Origin of the sequence: Oscillatoria sp. CS-180 (genome assembly GCF_028330965.1) — a bacterium.
Taxonomy (GTDB): domain Bacteria; phylum Cyanobacteriota; class Cyanobacteriia; order Phormidesmidales; family Phormidesmidaceae; genus Halomicronema.
In genome coordinates, this window is the sequence record NZ_JAQMUB010000005.1 from 1 (window position 1) to 15,847 (window position 15,847).

Here is a 15,847-nt window from a genome sequence, read left to right on the forward strand (position 1 = left end):
AACCAGCCGCGATCGCGATCGCGATCGCCACTGAATAACCTTCTCGACACGGCTTTAACATCTAAAAATCAGCCCCGTCTAAGGATATCAATCCTGTGCAGGGACGCGATATATCACGTCCCATGTCACTCCACAAGCAAACTAGAAAGCCGATTCAGGCAGCTCTGGTGGCTCATCACCAAACCACTTCTGATAGATTTCGGCATAGGTGCCATCTTCCATCATGGTCATCAGAGCATCATTGATGACTTCAACATTTTCGGAGTCCTTAGGCAAAGCAATGCCGTAGAACTCAGTTGTCAGCAGTTCGCCAACAACCTTAAGCCCCTCAATATTGCCAGACTCGATCGCGTCCAGCGTCACAGGAGCATCGTTGATCACCGCATCAACATTGCCGTTGGACAATTCCTGGAGTGCCAGAGGAGCGGAGTCGAAGGTGCTGACTTCAGCGCCTGGAACTTCAGCCGCTTGATCGGCACCCGTTGTGCCGATTTGTACCGCAATCCTCTTGTCTTCTAGATCTGCCAAACCATTGATATCGGTGTCTTCCTCTTTGACGGCGATCGCCAAGCCCGCTTTGATGTAAGGGCGAGAAAAATCAACGGTTTCCAGACGCTCTTCCGTAATCGTCATACCGCTAATGGCAGCATCCACAGTGCCTGCTTGAAGGGCTGGAATGATGCCATCGAAGGGTAAGGACTCAAACTGGATTTCTAGACCTGCCGTCTCACCAATCGCATTCATCAGATCGATGTCAAATCCTTGCAGTTCTCCATCCTCAGCTTGAAACTCGAACGGAGGAAAGGCGGGTTCAGTTGCCACCGTGAGAGCACCCGCACCTCCTTCGGTTGCTTCAGTGGTTTCTTCAGCAATGGGTTCTCCATCGGTCGGTTCTGCTGTCTCAGTGCCTGCACCACCGCAAGCGGCCAAAACGAAGGAGGCACTAAGCCCAAAGGCCATGTTTCGGAGAAATGATGAACGTTTAATCGTCATATACAAATGTTCCTTTCACCACAATCTAGATATACACGATACGATACTGCAAGCCTACCGATGATAGGCTGCCAAGTATTTTCCGAATGACATAACCATTACAGAACGTGCTCCGTTAGCCATGCCAGATAATCAGCCCGCTATCGTTTTTCACACGCTTCGCAAAAGTTACGGATCTTTAGAGGTCCTTAAAGGCTTGAGTGGGGCTATCAACACTGGCGAGGTCGTCGCCATCATCGGTACTTCTGGCTGTGGTAAGAGCACGTTGCTCAGGTGCTTCAATCGTTTGGAAGTGATCAACGGCGGTAAACTGCTTGTTAACGGCATGGACCTGTCGAACCCTAAACTTTCTCGAAAGCAGCTTCAACGTCTGCGGGCTCAAGTCGGCATGGTTTTTCAGCAGTTCAATCTGTTTCCCCACATTACTGTGCTAGAAAACTTGACCCTAGCACCGCAAAAAGTTTTAGGACGGAGCACTAAGGAGAGTCAAGAACTCGCGAGCCACTTTCTAGCAAAAGTTGGTTTGGTGGAGAAAGGGCATGCTTATCCTGATCAATTATCCGGCGGGCAGAAGCAGCGTGTCGCGATCGCCCGCGCCCTTTGTATGGAGCCTGACATCATCCTGTTTGATGAACCGACTAGTGCCCTTGATCCCGAACTTGTTGGTGAAGTGCTAGAGGTTATGAAACAGCTAGCCGAAGAAGGAATGACGATGGCGATCGTCACCCATGAGATGCAGTTTGCGCGGGACGTTGCTGATCGCGTTATTTTTCTCAATCAGGGACTGGTTGAAGAGGAGGGCAAGGCCTACGACGTAATTACCAATCCCCAAAGCGATCGCCTGCGCACCTTCTTAAGTCGTATGCAGCTAGCAGGAGCCGTCTAGAATGCTCTCTTTTGGCTTTCTGGCACCCCTTTATTGATATTCACAACAGACAGCAGTTCTGACGCTTCATCGCAGCCATCCGCCGCAAGTCGCTTTTAGCGCCCCATTACCTGAAGACCCATCACCTAAAAACGAATCATCAATCAGTAGCGGCTACCGTAATCAGAAGAGGGGTTGTCGGATTGAGAATCATCCTTTTTGGTGTAATCAATCGGACGATAATCGACATAGCTGTCGTCATCCTTCCCATTGCGGTTGGGATAGGACGGTTCTGATGACGAGGAGTAACCGCTACTGTACCCGCCATCACCATAAGTATCTGAGTTAGCAGCATATCCTGTGGAAGATTCATCCCATGCACTGCTGGGCGCTCCTGGCGTGTAACGATCATCAATCGATTTAGGACGACGACGGCGAATGCGATCGCCACTCGGGTTAAGGCGCTCAACAGGACGGTTGTTAGTAGGAGCAGTTCGGTCCGTATATCGATCCTGGCTGTCATCATAACGCTCAGGATATCTATCATCGTAATAATCCGAGCGACGACGGGTAGCCTCTTCCCGACCGCTCAACATGCGCCGATCCTCGGGAAATCGTGGCCGATAAGGAGGTTCATTATCAAGCTCAGCTCTAACATTCATGCGAGAGCTAGTTCGGTAATCGGGTGTTCGACTGGGACGGTAGTAGTCGCCACGTGGAGGCACATCTCCCGGACCTTGCGCTACATAGCGGTCTTCCTTTGGCACCCTAGACAAAACATTGTCAATGGTGATGGCAATGAGCATTCCTGCCATAATCAGCTGTTGAAAAGAGGCTAACAGCTCCATGTTGAGATGCCCCAAGAGAAAGACCCCTGAAATCAACCAGAGAATCGAATACACCTTGTCAGAATCTCGCCCATAACCTGGCTTAAATCTATCCAGGAAAAACAGAGCAACCGCTCCAAGAATCAGAACGATACCAATTAATAGGGGAACAGGCGTACCGAAGTTCACAGAAGAATCCTCTCAAAGTAGAGATCTAGCGCCAAAAAGTCTAACCTTGAAAAAGGCTAGCGCAGAATGATAGGCAGGTGTCCAGTGATGAGCGAGATATCATGGCACCCACCGCAGGCAGTAGCCTTTCACATTTGCAGGGCAAGTAGCGTAACGCCGCTTGTCATATGCTAACGGACTTTCAAAGCCTTTCTCACAATTCTTGCAGCCGGATTCAATTCAGGACTCCTCAAATTTGGGGATCCTCTTCAACGAGTCAATCTTGTTAGTCCTGATAAGGTAGCCGACTAGTGTCGATAACGGGGCAGTTCTGCTCCGTCAGGTCGATCCGGTACTTTGAGTTTCAAATTAATATGAAGAGCACTCCGATTGATTTTCGTTAACCTGTTATGCCCAAACCCAAGCATACTCAAGCTCACCTATCACGCACTGTGCTCAAGAACGACTCTCCGTTCAAGAAGAAACGGACTCGTGATTCGATGACTTATTACATGGGAGCCAAGCTAATTGAGGTTGGAGTAAATCCCAAAAAGACTATTTACCGTTGGAAAACAGAAATTCAGGACGACAAAGAAGTGATCACCGTGAGCGCTTACTGGGACGAGATGCGAGAGAAGATTGAGGCCGAAGAAGCTCAGCAAACACAAGAGTAATCAACGAATAAAGGCCAACCAAGCCGCTTGGCTCAGGCTGAAAAGACAAGGGCTGTAGCTGAACCTGTAAAATAGCTTGATAAATTGATCCTGTTCCCAGTAGGCAATCTAGCGTCCACAATGGTTCATGATTGTCTTGGCTTGAGTGAGCTATGGCGATGATGCCAGCCTTGAAATCTGCTGGGATCAGATGAAGACGAATCAAAAAGGGGAAAGGCTTAGAGCCTTTCCCCTTTTGACGTATTTGATTTTAGCGATCGCTATCAAAGCGAATTATGAGCAGCGAATTATGAGCGCTGAATCTTGTCTCTCTGGCTGATGAAAACGAGGAAGACAGTAGCCGGAATAACGACAATCAACGTACCTGCGAGAAGGCTCAGCAAAAAGTTAGTCAAAGAAGGTGTCATGATTTGTGGATTTCTATAACGAAAAGACGATGTAATCTTTATATTACCGCCTGCTCAGTTCCGTGGAAAGCAGGCAGCAGAGTCACCGATCTTTCTCATGTGAGAGAAAATTTGATATTGGCGCTTTCTCTTCCTGAAGCTACGACCCAACCCCGTAAAGCTTAGTGTTGAATCATCATTGATAGCCCCTCTATCCTTAAACAGGCTGCCCTAGATTGAAGGAAATCGCGAAAGCCGTGCAGTTTGGAGATATTTGGGCTAGTTTCGCCAGAAGAGTTGTGTTTCTTAAAGACCCACGTTATCCGCTCCTCTATTCGAGAATTTGCAGGGTTGAATCGGAACTCAGCTTCCTGATCAGGGTGCTAAGGGAGAGTAGATTCTAAAAATTTTTGCGGAATTAGGGAATCTTAGGGAAGACAACCACTTAAGTCCTAAGTTTCTGATCATTTTTCGGAGGATTTACATAACTGACAAAATAAAGCTTGACGATTACTAAATCGTGCCTGATCTTTTGTAATGTAGCCACCTTTCAAAGATGCCGATAGGCGAGACTCAAGTTGGAAAGTTGCAAGGTCTCTCTCCCTAGTCTTACTGCAAACGAAGAAGTCACCAGACGACTCGGCTGTAAACCTACTCTGCAAGGAAATTAGACATCTTTCAGAGTCGCATTTCGATTTTTACGTTCAAGTCCGATTAGGACGGGGTTTGTTAAACCATCGGGGCAGTTTGATGAAAAAAAGCTTCCAAACGCGCTAAGGAACTGCGAGTTTTGAATACCAGTGCAGAACCCATTGATACTAATGCTAGTAAGGTAGGGCAGCAAAATCTGCTCCTGCTGCACACCGATGCATTTGATGTCCGTTCTTTATCTGACCTGCTAGAAAAAGATGCGTCGTACTGTCTTCAGGTTCTGAATCATCTAGATATCCTTCCTGAGTTTTTACGAGACAACAAGATTGAATTGATCCTGCTGGAGACTCAGCTCTTCGAGCGCCATAGCTATCGATTCTGCTATAGCCTGAAAAACAAGCGAGCTACCCGGGACATTCCTGTGATTGTTTTGGGCGATCGCGATCCCCAGCGCATTGCAGCCGCCTTTTCAGCGGGGGCCTGTGACTACATCAGTTCGCCTTTCCTGGCCGAAGAAGTCACAGCTCGGGTTCACCATCATTTGATGCGCTATCGCCGACGGCAACAGCTAAGCCATCAGAATAAGCTACTTCTAGAAGAAGTTCGAGAACGCAAGCAAGTCGAAGACACGCTACAGCAAACCCAAGATAAATACCGTCGAATCTTCGAAAACGCTACCGAAGGAATCTTTCAGAGCAGCAAAGATGGTACTTACATCAGCGTCAATCCTGCCCTAGCTCAAATTTTTGGATACGATTCTCCCGAAGATTTGATGGAAAACCTCACCAATATCGGCTCACAGCTCTATGTACAGCCCAAGCGACGAGACGAGCTTGTCGTTTACCTACAGCAGTTCAAACAAATTGTTGGGGCAGAGTCAGAGGTTTATCGCAAAGACAGAACCAAAATCTGGATTAGTGAAACTATCCGCGAAGTTTATGACGACGGTGATAGCTCAGTTTATTACGAAGGGATCGTTCATGACATCACTGAAAGCCGACGGATTGAGATGGAGTTGCGCCAGCAGCGCCAGCAAGCTGATCGCCTCTTAGTGAATATCCTGCCGTATCAGATTGCTGCTCGCTTGAAAGCCGGAGCCCGCACGATCGCTGAAAGCTTCGACGAAGTCACCGTCTTATTTGCTGACCTAGTCGAATTCACGGCGGCTTCCGGTCAGATGGTTCCTAAGGAACTGGTTGAGATGCTCAACGATGTCTTTTCAATCTTTGACCGCCTAGCCGAAAAACACGGTTTAGAGAAAATCAAGACCATTGGGGACGCTTACATGGCTGCTGCCGGTTTGCCCGTCCCGCGTCCCGATCATGCTGATGCGGTCGCTTTGATGGCTTTGGATATGCAAAAAGAAATTGCGAAATTCACTCGCCCCGATGGTCAGCCCTTTCAGCTCAGAATTGGCATCAACACAGGGTCGGTCATTGCCGGAGTCATTGGCATGCGGAAGTTTGCTTACGATCTATGGGGGGATACCGTTAACATTGCCAGCCGAATGGAGACAACCGGTGTCGCGGGACGGATTCAAGTGACCTCAGAAGTCTACGAGCGTCTTTGCAATCGCTACAACTTTGAATTGCGGGGATCGGTATTGGTGAAGGGAAGAGGACAAATGCAGAGCTATTGGCTCACAGGTCGTAAAAACCCGCTTTAACCTCTGGCATACTGAAAAAACCGTTCTTTGCAGCTCTATGGTTTTGTGCCCTGCCGCTTTACATCACCAACTTTCGACGCCGTTAAAAATTGGTTCAGTCGAGGTCAATAGCCGGGTTTTGCAGTCCCCCTTATCCGGAGTGACCGACAAAGTCTTTCGGCGTTTAGTCCGGCGCTATGCACCCGCTTCCATGATGTATACGGAGATGGTGCATGCGGCTGGCGTTTGTCATGTGGATACTCTGCCTCAAATTATGGAGGTTGATCCCGACGAGCATCCCATTAGCATTCAACTGTTTGATTGTCGGCCCGATTTCCTAGCTGATGCCGCCCGACGTGCAGTGGATGAAGGCGCAGACACTATTGATATCAACATGGGCTGTCCGGTCAATAAAATCACCCGGAAAGGCGGTGGCTCTTCACTACTCAAGGATCCCGAAACCGCAGTTCAGCTAGTGCAGACCCTTGTTGAGGCAGTTGATGTCCCCGTTTCAGTCAAAACTCGTATTGGTTGGGACGATGGTCATATCAATGCGGTTGAGTTTGCTCGTTGTATGGAAGACGCGGGCGCACAAATGCTGACCCTCCATGGTCGCACTCGTGCTCAGGGATATACAGGACAAGCCCGCTGGGACTGGATCGGTCGGGTCAAAGCGGCGCTGTCAATTCCAGTCATTGCCAATGGCGATATTGATTCCGTAGATGCAGCAGTTCGCTGTTTGGAGCAAACCCAGGCAGACGGCGTGATGTGTTCACGAGGAACATTAGGGTATCCCTTCTTAGTGGGTGAAATTGATCATTATCTGAAAACAGGCGATCGCCTGCCCTCTCCTACCATGATTGATCGCTTGCTCTGTGCTCAAGAGCATTTACGGCTCATTGCTGACTACAAAGGCTATCGAGGCATTTGCCAAGCCCGTAAGCATATGACTTGGTATGTCAAAGGGTTTGCTGGAGCTGCCGACTTGCGAGATGCCCTTTGCCGAATTGAATCAGTGTCAGAAGGTGAGCAGTTGTTGGAGGATGCGATCGCCCGCCTCAAGGATGAAGGTCATGCTACACGGTATGGGCATCGACTTCAGTCCGAATACGCTCGAAAGGCACCCATAGCGACTCTTTAAGGTAATAGCTTCATAGATCGTTCGACAGACCTAGATAGTATTTCTGATTTTTGGCTAATATGGTATGCAATACGCCCTTGGTGTGACCTTACGGACGCGCGACTATGGGGCACCTGAATGTTTTTTGAGTTTTCATGACATCCTACGCAACATCCACCGCTAGAGCCGATATGGGAGAACTACGACGCCTTCGCAGTCTATTGCCGCCAGAACTCCAGAGTTGGGTAACGGTTGAAGCTGCTACGGATGTAACCCCTCCTTTGATTACCAGTGAGGAACTGGGCAAAGACCAGATTGAAATCCAAATTGATCTGGCGAAGTGGGAAAGTTTTGCCCTTGACCAACGGAACCTACTGTTTTGGCATGAGGTCGGTCGAGTGCAAAACGACACCATTCCCCGTGACGGTTGGGAGATGGCTGCCCTAGCGATTGGTATGGGCGGCGCCATTGGTGAGTTATGGGTGCAGGATGGTCTGTTGCTCATGCTGGCATTAGCGCTTTGTGGCTTTTCTGGCTGGCGGCTTTACAAGCGCAATAATCCCGTCAAAGCCGTTGAGGAATCCATTGATGCCGACGAGCGAGCGATCGCGATCGCCACTCGTTTTGGGTATACCTTGCCTAACGCTTATAAAAGCTTAGGTAGCGCTCTGAAAACTCTGATTGAACAAACCCCTAAAAAGCGCAAGCGTGACCAATACATCAAGCGTTTGGATGCTCTGAAGCGGAGTGCAGCTAAGGCCAAAGAACGTGCTCGTGCTTCTACTGGTCGTGATGCCCATCCTGCTTATTAGTTTTGTCTTCAACCTCATCAAAGCCCTGTATGAAGCGTGAACGTGCACGCCGTACGGGGCTTTTTCACGTTATGCCACTGTGCAAGTTTGTTGAGCAAACATCAAGCCTGCCATCGAACGCGGTGGCAAAAGCGGTGATCAAGGCGAGCATTTTCAGGGATTTGCTTAGGTTCTCGCCAATAATCAGAAATATGGGCGATCGTAGCGTCATCCACGTGTTGAATGGGCTTCCAGCAAATGTGACAGGTAGGATGCTTTTCCAATAGGGTCTTCTTGAATTCCAAAGAATAGGTGCGAGGTTTTCCGGTCTCTAGCCCGATCAACCGATCAAGCCGTTCTCGCCAGATATCAGCTCGATAGTGAATGCGATCAACACGATCAGTACTCGTGCTAATGCACTCCACGAACTTTTTATCGTTCGTGACCATATCTAGAAACTCTTCGCGGATATGGTCCTTGATAGGTAAAATTTGATCGAGTTCGTAGTAGCTGAAGGTATAGAGAACTGTGTCCCATAGGGCAACGTTCAGGCGAGATTTCTCCCAGGTGCCATTGGGATTATAGGCATTGCCAGGGTAGTAGCGCCGGAAAGCCCGTTCTTGAAAAACGGCGTAAGCCATCTCAATCGACTTTTCAAAAGTCTGCTGCATTTGAGTTAGCTCGTCTTCGTGCAAATTACGATGCAGTTCCATTTCGGTATTCAGAAACCGCTTCGTTGGGCCTTTGTAATTGTGATGAGTATTGCGCCACATCGCGAAGAAACGGAGCACCAGTTGACGGTCTACCATTCGACTGTGAGGTTCTTTGGACTGTAGAATCCTCAGCAAAAATTCGTTTTCAGAGAGCGATCGCAGCAGCTCATTGTAATTGCCTCGATAAACGCAATTGCGAACCTCCTGATCGTTTAACTTTTCAGCTCCTAAGTTCAGTCGCTCAAACACTTCAAACTTGACGTCAGGATCAGAGTCCTTCTCAATGATGATGAGCCGCAGGATAAAATTGAGGACTTCTTCTTGCAGTTCTGATGGCAGATCGGTAAACGTTTTTCGATTGAGGTCTTTCAAGACCTGGAGCCCCGATAGCTTGAACTTCTGCTGATTAGGAAAGACGCCGTTTACAAATGAGCAAATACTGGTTAACCGTTGCTGCCCATCCACCACGGAAAAGGTCCGGTCGGCTTCTTCCGCGACATAAATGACTGGGATGGGAATTGCTAGCAGCAAAGATTCCACTAACCGACTGGCTTTGCTGCTATTCCAGACAAAGTTGCGTTGAAAATCGGGTTGTAAATTTAATTTGCCTCGATTGACCCAACTCACCAACGTTTCAACCGGTAGATCTTGCTTCTCCGTCTTAACCCGTCGCTTTTCAGGGGCAATTTCCAACGGGGTGTCGTCTTCTACATCTTCAATAACGAGTGCAGATGAGGATTGCTCTGGTTGAGGGATATTGGCATCGAGCATGACACTAAAGAAACGGGATTCACGTTAAGGATACCTAAAGCTGCCAATGGTGTCCTATCACAGCGAGCACAATCTTCGCTGCATTTTACTTTTTCCCAGAAATTTTGGAGCGCTCTTACAGTACAGAGGTATCCAAATACATGTCTAGCAATGAAAAGAACTTTAGCTGGAAATGTCTCTTAGCTCACTCCTGTTTACCAAATTTCAGAGGGAATGACCAAAGTCTGCAAGTTGATAGATACTTCCATCTTCATTCTTTCCTAATATCCTGACAGGAAAAACTGCGGGGAAGCTCATGGAGTTGGGAATCAAGGGCAAGGTTGCACTCATTACCGGGGGAGACTCTGGCATGGGCAGAGCAACCGCTAAACTATTGGCTGATGAAGGGGTCAAAATTGCACTGCTAGATAAAACGACTGAGCAACTGCAAGAGACCGTCGATGAAGTCAAAACTGTTGGCGAAGCCTTTGCTGTCAAGGCAGACCTGAGAGACCTCTCTGCTGTCAAAGCTGCCAGAGACCAAATTGTTGATCACTACGGTACGGTCGATATCGTTGTGAACTGTGCTGGCATCACAGGAGCCACGGGAGATTTCATGGAAATTAGCGATGATGATTGGCACGAAGCTATCGAAGTCGATCTGATGGGGGCTGTCCGCATTTGTCGAACGTTTATTCCTCTGATGCAAAAATCGGGTTGGGGTCGAGTCGTTCTTGTAACGTCTGAAGATGCCGTGCAGCCCTACACCGATGAAATGCCCTACTGCGCGGCTAAGGCAGGACTTTTAAACTTTGCCAAAAATCTTTCCAAAGCCTATGCCAAGGATGGCGTACTAGTCAATTCTGTTTCACCAGCTTTCATCGCTACGCCAATGACTGATGCCATGATGCAACAACGGGCTGAAAAGCTAGGTGTTGACTTTGATAAGGCGATCGCTACTTTCCTCAAAGAAAAACGTCCCCATCTAGAACTCCAGCGGCGAGGAAAAGCCCAGGAAGTTGCAGCGGTCATCACATTTTTGTGCTCTCAGCACTCTAGTTTTGTCGTTGGAGCAAATTATCGTGTTGATGGAGGATCTGTCGCCAGTATTAGTCTGTAAGCCACTCACATTTTCGTCATTCAAAGCTTAATACTGAGTTGCTGAAATCCTGAGAAGGCTTGTGATGTTGTTAAGGCACGAAGTGGTCTCAGGATGTTCGTTTTGCGATCGCACGCACCTTTCTTAGAGCATAGTCAGCCAAAATTTTGAAGCTAAATAGCTCACTATTAGGAGAACTTTTTAAGCAGTGAATTCTCAAAATAATGAACAAATTCTGATTTTGGGAGGCGGCTTTGCAGGTCTTTTCGCCGCCCTTCATCTCTGTGAATTAAAGTGTCCGCTACCCATCAAACTAATTGATAGGAATACAAGATTTATTTTCAAACCACTGCTTTACGAACTTCTCAGTAATGAAGTTCAAATTGAACTTGCCTGGCCCCATTACGATGAGCTATTAGGAGATAGAGATGTCACCTATGTTATGGGCGACATTCAGCGCATTGATCTTGACAATCAGCAGGTTGAACTGAAGTCAGGATTAACCTACGGATTCAGTTACCTCGTCATTGCTTTGGGCGACAGTCCTGGCTTTTTTGGAGTCCCAGGCGCTCAAGAGCATTCTTTTACTTTTCGTACGGCAGATGATGCTACAGGTCTTGCTCAACAGCTACGTCAAAAATTGCAGAAAGCAGCCCAAACAACGGTGGTGGACGAGCGACAGAGGCTACTCACAGTCGCGATTGTTGGTGCTGGGGCATCGGGTGTGGAACTGGCAGTCACCCTGGCAGACCTACTACCCCAGTGGTATGAGAAATTAGGAGGAGACGTTGACGAAATTCGCGTCGTTCTGCTTCAGAGAGGGGCCAAAATTCTGCCCAATATAGCAAATTCTGCCTTTCGAGAAATTGTCCTCGATGCCTTTGAACAGCGACGGGCAACGATTGATTTAAGACTTAATTCATCGGTTGATTCTGTTTCATCCGATTCGTTGACCTACACCTGTGCTGATGAGAAACAGACATTACCCACTGCCACAACGGTCTGGACCGCAGGCTCGGTCACCCATCCTCTAGTCAAGCAGTTACCTATTGCAGATGACCATAGGGATTCTAGAGGACGTCCTTATCTCACAGCCGCTCTCCAAATCATTGGCCATCCCAACGTATTTGCGGGGGGGGATTGTAGCGTCAATGTGCACGAACCTAAACCAACGAGTGCCCAGGTAGCCTATCAACAAGGGAAAGCGATCGCTCGCAACATCCAAGCTATGATCGAGGGGAATGAGCTTAAGCCTAGTGCAATTCAGCTTCGGGGAACATTAATGAAATTAGGTGCTGAAGAAGGGCTAGCCGAAATATTAGACCGTGTCCGAATTTCAGGGCATGCGGGTCATTTAATTCGACAAGCAACTTATCTCAATTTAGTACCAACGCCAGAACGTAACCTTGGACTTACTGCAGAGTGGATCACAGACGAAATCGTGTCGCAGTTCAGTTAGCTGATAAAATAATCCAAACTTAGTACAGGCGCGGTACTTTGAACCCAAATCTCTCTTCGGATTGGAATGAAAACATGAACGACTTAGGTCAAGTTTTAGAAGACAAAGTCGAGATTATTACCGAAAGATGGATTTACGCGGTTCATCAGGATTCTCGGATCGAAAGCGCCAAGCAACTATCCTATGAAGCTGTAAGAAATAGTCTTCCAGAAGTTTTGAAAGAATTAGCCGAATTGCTGTCTTCGGAGGTTGCTGAAAACATTTCAGATTTGAGAGCAAGGAGTTTATGCCATGGAGAGACTCGGGCGCAACAGGGATACGATACAGCCGAAGTGACTCGGGAATATCGGCTACTTCGACAAGTGATTCTATCAATTTTAGAGCCTGAATTACTGCCAAGATCTTCTGCGGAAGTTCTACACTCTATTCGACTAATTGACAATGTATTCGACAGAATCATCACGATCAGCATGGAAAGCTATATTGAGTCGAGACTAGTCGAATTAAGGCAGCTACAGGGGCAACTGACACTAACGAATCAAGAACTCACGCGACTTGTAAAAGTCCATCAGGATAATCTATCTTACATGGCCCACGAGTTGAAAACGCCACTAACTTCAATCATTGGGCATTCCAGTATTTTGCTTCAAAAACAGCGCAAAAAATTTCAAGAAAAAGATACAGCAACTAACCTCAATCAGCTAGAGCGAGTTTTAAGAAATGGTCGCAGACTGCTTCAGATTGTCAACGATACGCTCGAAATTTCACGCTACAACCAAGGGCAAATTCGTTTAGATCTCAAGCCCGTCAGTATTGGTATCTTGATTCGTGAAATGATAGAAGACGGATTAAAACCACTTGCTGACGAAAAAGAGTTGGAGCTATCGATTGAAGTTAGTCAGCTACCCGAGTTGCTGATAACTGATCCGCTAAGGGTACAACAGCTTTTAACCAATTTAGTTGGAAACGCTATCCGCTATACCGAGACAGGAAGTATCCAAGTAATAGCTCGGCTGATAAACGATAACACTTGGGAAATCAGGGTGTCTGATACCGGAATTGGGATTGAAGAAGATGCGCGATCGCAAATTTTTGATCCTTATGCGCGCTCCAATTCACAAACGAAGGAAATTGCGGGAACAGGGTTGGGGTTAGCGATCGTTCAACGAATCATCCATTTGATGAATGGAAAAATTGAGCTGCTTTCGGAAGTCGGCAGAGGCTCAACCTTCACGGTGACGCTTCCCCTAATCAGACCTGAGGCAAGTCATTAAAATATGCAGCTGGTTTGTACAGCACTTTAGCTTATTAGCTTCTCCAATCACCGGACGACTCGTCGTCTTGTTCCAATGGGACTAGCTAGCTAAATCGGATAGAGAATATTGAAAGTTAACCACTAGCAAGCAGTAGTTCCCCATTTTGAAGAAACTACTGCCTAAAAAACCTCTACAGGTTGACCATTACTGTTCAAAGTCTGTAGCTGTTTCTCCAACAAAAAACGGGTCAAATCTGACCGACACCTTTACTGCGATCGTCTGATTCAACAGTTAGATTGCCCTGCTCATCAGTTTGATTGATATTCTGAAGTTCAGATGCACGAGCTTCTTTCTCTTCTGCCTGTTCCTCCCTCAGGTCTCCAGGTTCGTCAACGTACATCTCTGGTTCAATGGCGTAGTTGTTAGCTAGCCCTTCCTGATCCACTGTGTATCCACCACTAGTATCTAGATCACCTTTGGATGACTCTTTAACCTGCTTGTAGTTCTCCTGCTCCCGTTCAGCCCGAGCAGCCGTTTCTGCAGGAACAATATGGGGATCATAGGTATCAGATTGAACTCTTGGATTGTTGTTACTCATGATTAACTCCTATCTCTTAACACAAGTCGATTATGCGTCTTCAGGTCAAAAGAAAACATCGGTCATTTGAAAGAAATCAATTTCTTAGCACTCAAAATCCAAATATTTTCTACCCAGAATAAAGTAATTTTCTTTTAGAAAAAAATGTTTTTAATTTAGCTCTGACAAGAGTTTTAAGGAGCAGGTATAGCCTTTTTACTAGTGCTAATTTTGACTGAAATGCTGTTGAACTGTAGGTTTTTCTTATATTGAATCAATAATCAAACTACTCGCACAAGTAGCGATCGCGGCAAGACCTCATAAGCATTTTATGGCCTGTAACGCTGTGGCTTCAATCGACTCATGGACTTTTCACTGCTCTATATCTTTTGACTTACTTCATAGGGTAGGTGAATTTTAGCTGCAAACAGAATAGGCTTATTCCAGATCACTCTGCAGAGATTTTGAATATCAAGCATTCGAGTTTGGAGTAAATCATGGTAGACAAAAAATCGGACGTCTTCCCATCTGAGGGACAAGAGACACCCATTGATCCTTCACAGCGTAGGACAGGTAGCGACGTACGTTCTACAGATGCGAAGGAAGGTGCAAAGCCTGAGGCTCCTGGGGATAAGAATACCGATATTCCCGGTGATCCTAACCAGGGAACTGAAGCTCGCTAATGAGCAAAGAGGGACAGGAAAGTTTCCCCTAGCTTCCTGTCCTTCATGCGTACAATACTTTTACAGACAAAAGAAAAGTAGCAGCATGCTCACTTTTAGTTCTCACCCTATATCTTTATCCTAGTTTTGGTTGAAAGATTTAGAGGATGAGATTTACAAAGTGGGCTCTGCGTCTGTTTACAGACACAACATCACTTTTAAAAACTACTGAAACGTTTAGTTTAGCAGATTTATTTTGCATTCAAATTCTGTAACTTTCGTTATCTCTGTTATTCTTAGCCGGAGCAAGTGAATGCCTAAAGCGACTCATCCTGCAGCCCAAAAGATTGCGGTTGTTTTCGATTTTGATGACACTCTTGTTCCTGATAGTTTTGACCACTTTCTTTCGTTTTTAGGATTAGATCCTGCTGAGTTTCGTAAAGCTAAATATGAATCCCGGAAACAAGCGGGTTGGGATGCCATTCCAGCCCGCTTCTACAGTTTGATCGAATACTCTAAAGCTCAGCCGCCTGAAAAACGAATTACTCGATCAACGCTAATGGAGTTTGGGAAATCTTTACAGCCGTTTGAAGGCGTTTCAGATATGTTTACTCGACTCCAGCAGCGGGTCAATGAAATTGCTCCCGAAATCAGTATTGAGTTTTATCTGATTACCAGTGGTTTTGTAGAAGTTGCTCGGCAAACCAGCATTGCTAAGTTCTTTAAGGCAATGTGGGGATGTGAGTTTCACTACTCAGAATCGGGTGAAATTGAGTTCTTGAAGCGATCGCTCAGCCACCCCGAAAAACCTCGATACCTATACTATCTGTCGCGAGGAATTAACTACAGCGACGACGAAGACTTACTCTTTGTCTACAAAGATGTTCCTCCAGAAGAACTCACAATTCCTCTTGATCAAATTATTTATGTAGGTGATGGGACCTCCGACATTCCTTGCTTTGCCATGCTGAATCAGGAAGGAGGTATGGCGATCGGGGTTTACCGAAACAGTAGCCCTGAAGAATGGGCTAAACACTATCAGCCTAGTCAGAATCAGCGGGTCATTAATTTGGCACCTGCTGACTACCAAGAAGGTTCAGAGTTGATGAGGTCTCTAACGTTAGCCGTAGAGAGTATGTGTAAAAAGATTCAGATTTATCAACTGAGTCACCATGAATAACGGCGAATGGTTGCCACTCTACGAGAATGAA

General features: G+C 46.8%; 15 protein-coding genes. 10 read left to right on the plus strand and 5 right to left on the minus strand.

Annotated features, from left to right (window positions below):
* Window positions 1-141 precede the first annotated feature (141 nt).
* The gene (locus PN498_RS00600; protein ID WP_272060727.1) at window positions 142-993 is read right to left on the minus strand and encodes a basic amino acid ABC transporter substrate-binding protein; all 852 of its coding nucleotides are present in this window, start codon (window positions 991-993) and stop codon (window positions 142-144) included.
* Between the two features lie 121 nt (window positions 994-1,114).
* Here PN498_RS00600 and PN498_RS00605 point away from each other — a divergent pair, with 121 nt between their 5' ends.
* Window positions 1,115-1,879, plus strand: coding sequence for an amino acid ABC transporter ATP-binding protein (locus tag PN498_RS00605; protein ID WP_272060728.1), 765 nt, complete (start codon window positions 1,115-1,117; stop codon window positions 1,877-1,879).
* 143 nt (window positions 1,880-2,022) lie between these two features.
* Here PN498_RS00605 and PN498_RS00610 read toward each other — a convergent pair whose 3' ends face one another.
* Window positions 2,023-2,874: a Ycf66 family protein gene (locus PN498_RS00610; RefSeq protein WP_272060729.1), complete on the minus strand. Its 852-nt coding sequence runs from the start codon at window positions 2,872-2,874 to the stop codon at window positions 2,023-2,025.
* 389 nt (window positions 2,875-3,263) lie between these two features.
* Here PN498_RS00610 and PN498_RS00615 point away from each other — a divergent pair, with 389 nt between their 5' ends.
* A complete protein-coding gene (locus PN498_RS00615; RefSeq protein ID WP_272060730.1) occupies window positions 3,264-3,527 on the plus strand; it encodes a hypothetical protein in 264 nt (87 codons plus the stop codon).
* 287 nt (window positions 3,528-3,814) lie between these two features.
* Here the strand turns inward: PN498_RS00615 and psbX are convergent, their stop codons facing one another.
* Window positions 3,815-3,934 carry a photosystem II reaction center X protein gene (gene psbX / locus PN498_RS00620; RefSeq protein ID WP_272060731.1) on the minus strand — a complete coding sequence of 40 codons (120 nt, stop codon included), beginning with the start codon at window positions 3,932-3,934 and terminating at the stop codon, window positions 3,815-3,817.
* Between the two features lie 769 nt (window positions 3,935-4,703).
* On the opposite strand from psbX, the gene PN498_RS00625 reads away from it, so the two are divergent.
* The 3 genes from PN498_RS00625 to PN498_RS00635 all read left to right on the plus strand — a co-directional run bounded on the left by PN498_RS00625 (window position 4,704) and on the right by PN498_RS00635 (window position 8,141).
* Window positions 4,704-6,230: an adenylate/guanylate cyclase domain-containing protein gene (locus tag PN498_RS00625; RefSeq protein ID WP_272060732.1), complete on the plus strand. Its 1,527-nt coding sequence runs from the start codon at window positions 4,704-4,706 to the stop codon at window positions 6,228-6,230.
* 37 nt (window positions 6,231-6,267) lie between these two features.
* Window positions 6,268-7,350, plus strand: coding sequence for a tRNA dihydrouridine synthase DusB (gene dusB / locus PN498_RS00630; protein WP_272060733.1), 1,083 nt, complete (start codon window positions 6,268-6,270; stop codon window positions 7,348-7,350).
* Window positions 7,351-7,484: 134 nt separating this feature from the next.
* On the plus strand, window positions 7,485-8,141 hold the full coding sequence (locus tag PN498_RS00635; protein ID WP_272060734.1) for a DUF3318 domain-containing protein: 657 nt from the start codon (window positions 7,485-7,487) through the stop codon (window positions 8,139-8,141).
* Between the two features lie 101 nt (window positions 8,142-8,242).
* Here the strand turns inward: PN498_RS00635 and PN498_RS00640 are convergent, their stop codons facing one another.
* Complete coding sequence (locus PN498_RS00640) at window positions 8,243-9,604, minus strand: DUF262 domain-containing protein (RefSeq protein ID WP_272060735.1); 1,362 nt, start codon at window positions 9,602-9,604, stop codon at window positions 8,243-8,245.
* Between the two features lie 295 nt (window positions 9,605-9,899).
* Between PN498_RS00640 and PN498_RS00645 the strand changes: the two genes are divergently transcribed.
* The 3 genes from PN498_RS00645 (at window position 9,900) to PN498_RS00655 (ending at window position 13,415) form a co-directional block, all read left to right on the plus strand.
* Window positions 9,900-10,703: an SDR family NAD(P)-dependent oxidoreductase gene (locus tag PN498_RS00645; protein WP_272060736.1), complete on the plus strand. Its 804-nt coding sequence runs from the start codon at window positions 9,900-9,902 to the stop codon at window positions 10,701-10,703.
* A gap of 187 nt (window positions 10,704-10,890) precedes the next feature.
* A complete protein-coding gene (locus PN498_RS00650; protein ID WP_272060737.1) occupies window positions 10,891-12,141 on the plus strand; it encodes an NAD(P)/FAD-dependent oxidoreductase in 1,251 nt (416 codons plus the stop codon).
* Window positions 12,142-12,215: 74 nt separating this feature from the next.
* Complete coding sequence (locus PN498_RS00655; protein WP_272060738.1) at window positions 12,216-13,415, plus strand: sensor histidine kinase; 1,200 nt, start codon at window positions 12,216-12,218, stop codon at window positions 13,413-13,415.
* 229 nt (window positions 13,416-13,644) lie between these two features.
* On the opposite strand, the gene PN498_RS00660 is transcribed toward PN498_RS00655, so the two are convergent.
* Window positions 13,645-13,995: a hypothetical protein gene (locus PN498_RS00660; protein WP_272060739.1), complete on the minus strand. Its 351-nt coding sequence runs from the start codon at window positions 13,993-13,995 to the stop codon at window positions 13,645-13,647.
* A 476-nt stretch (window positions 13,996-14,471) separates the two neighbouring features.
* Between PN498_RS00660 and PN498_RS00665 the strand changes: the two genes are divergently transcribed.
* Both PN498_RS00665 and PN498_RS00670 read left to right on the plus strand, forming a co-directional pair.
* Window positions 14,472-14,657 carry a hypothetical protein gene (locus PN498_RS00665; RefSeq protein WP_272060740.1) on the plus strand — a complete coding sequence of 62 codons (186 nt, stop codon included), beginning with the start codon at window positions 14,472-14,474 and terminating at the stop codon, window positions 14,655-14,657.
* A 292-nt stretch (window positions 14,658-14,949) separates the two neighbouring features.
* Entirely contained in the window at window positions 14,950-15,816 is an 867-nt protein-coding gene (locus tag PN498_RS00670) for a haloacid dehalogenase-like hydrolase (protein ID WP_272060741.1), read from the plus strand.
* Window positions 15,817-15,847 lie beyond the last annotated feature (31 nt).

Excerpts from the sequence above, each read along its gene's own strand:
- PN498_RS00600 (WP_272060727.1), bottom strand. The coding sequence starts at position 993 with ATGACGATTAAACGTTCATCATTTCTCCGAAACATGGCCTTTGGGCTT.
- PN498_RS00655 (WP_272060738.1), top strand. The coding sequence starts at position 12,216 with ATGAACGACTTAGGTCAAGTTTTAGAAGACAAAGTCGAGATTATTACC.
- PN498_RS00605 (WP_272060728.1), top strand. The coding sequence starts at position 1,115 with ATGCCAGATAATCAGCCCGCTATCGTTTTTCACACGCTTCGCAAAAGT.
- dusB (WP_272060733.1), top strand. The coding sequence starts at position 6,268 with ATGGTTTTGTGCCCTGCCGCTTTACATCACCAACTTTCGACGCCGTTA.
- psbX (WP_272060731.1), bottom strand. The coding sequence starts at position 3,934 with ATGACACCTTCTTTGACTAACTTTTTGCTGAGCCTTCTCGCAGGTACG.
- PN498_RS00645 (WP_272060736.1), top strand. The coding sequence starts at position 9,900 with ATGGAGTTGGGAATCAAGGGCAAGGTTGCACTCATTACCGGGGGAGAC.
- PN498_RS00640 (WP_272060735.1), bottom strand. The coding sequence starts at position 9,604 with ATGCTCGATGCCAATATCCCTCAACCAGAGCAATCCTCATCTGCACTC.
- PN498_RS00670 (WP_272060741.1), top strand. The coding sequence starts at position 14,950 with ATGCCTAAAGCGACTCATCCTGCAGCCCAAAAGATTGCGGTTGTTTTC.
- PN498_RS00615 (WP_272060730.1), top strand. The coding sequence starts at position 3,264 with ATGCCCAAACCCAAGCATACTCAAGCTCACCTATCACGCACTGTGCTC.
- PN498_RS00635 (WP_272060734.1), top strand. The coding sequence starts at position 7,485 with ATGACATCCTACGCAACATCCACCGCTAGAGCCGATATGGGAGAACTA.
- PN498_RS00660 (WP_272060739.1), bottom strand. The coding sequence starts at position 13,995 with ATGAGTAACAACAATCCAAGAGTTCAATCTGATACCTATGATCCCCAT.
- PN498_RS00665 (WP_272060740.1), top strand. The coding sequence starts at position 14,472 with ATGGTAGACAAAAAATCGGACGTCTTCCCATCTGAGGGACAAGAGACA.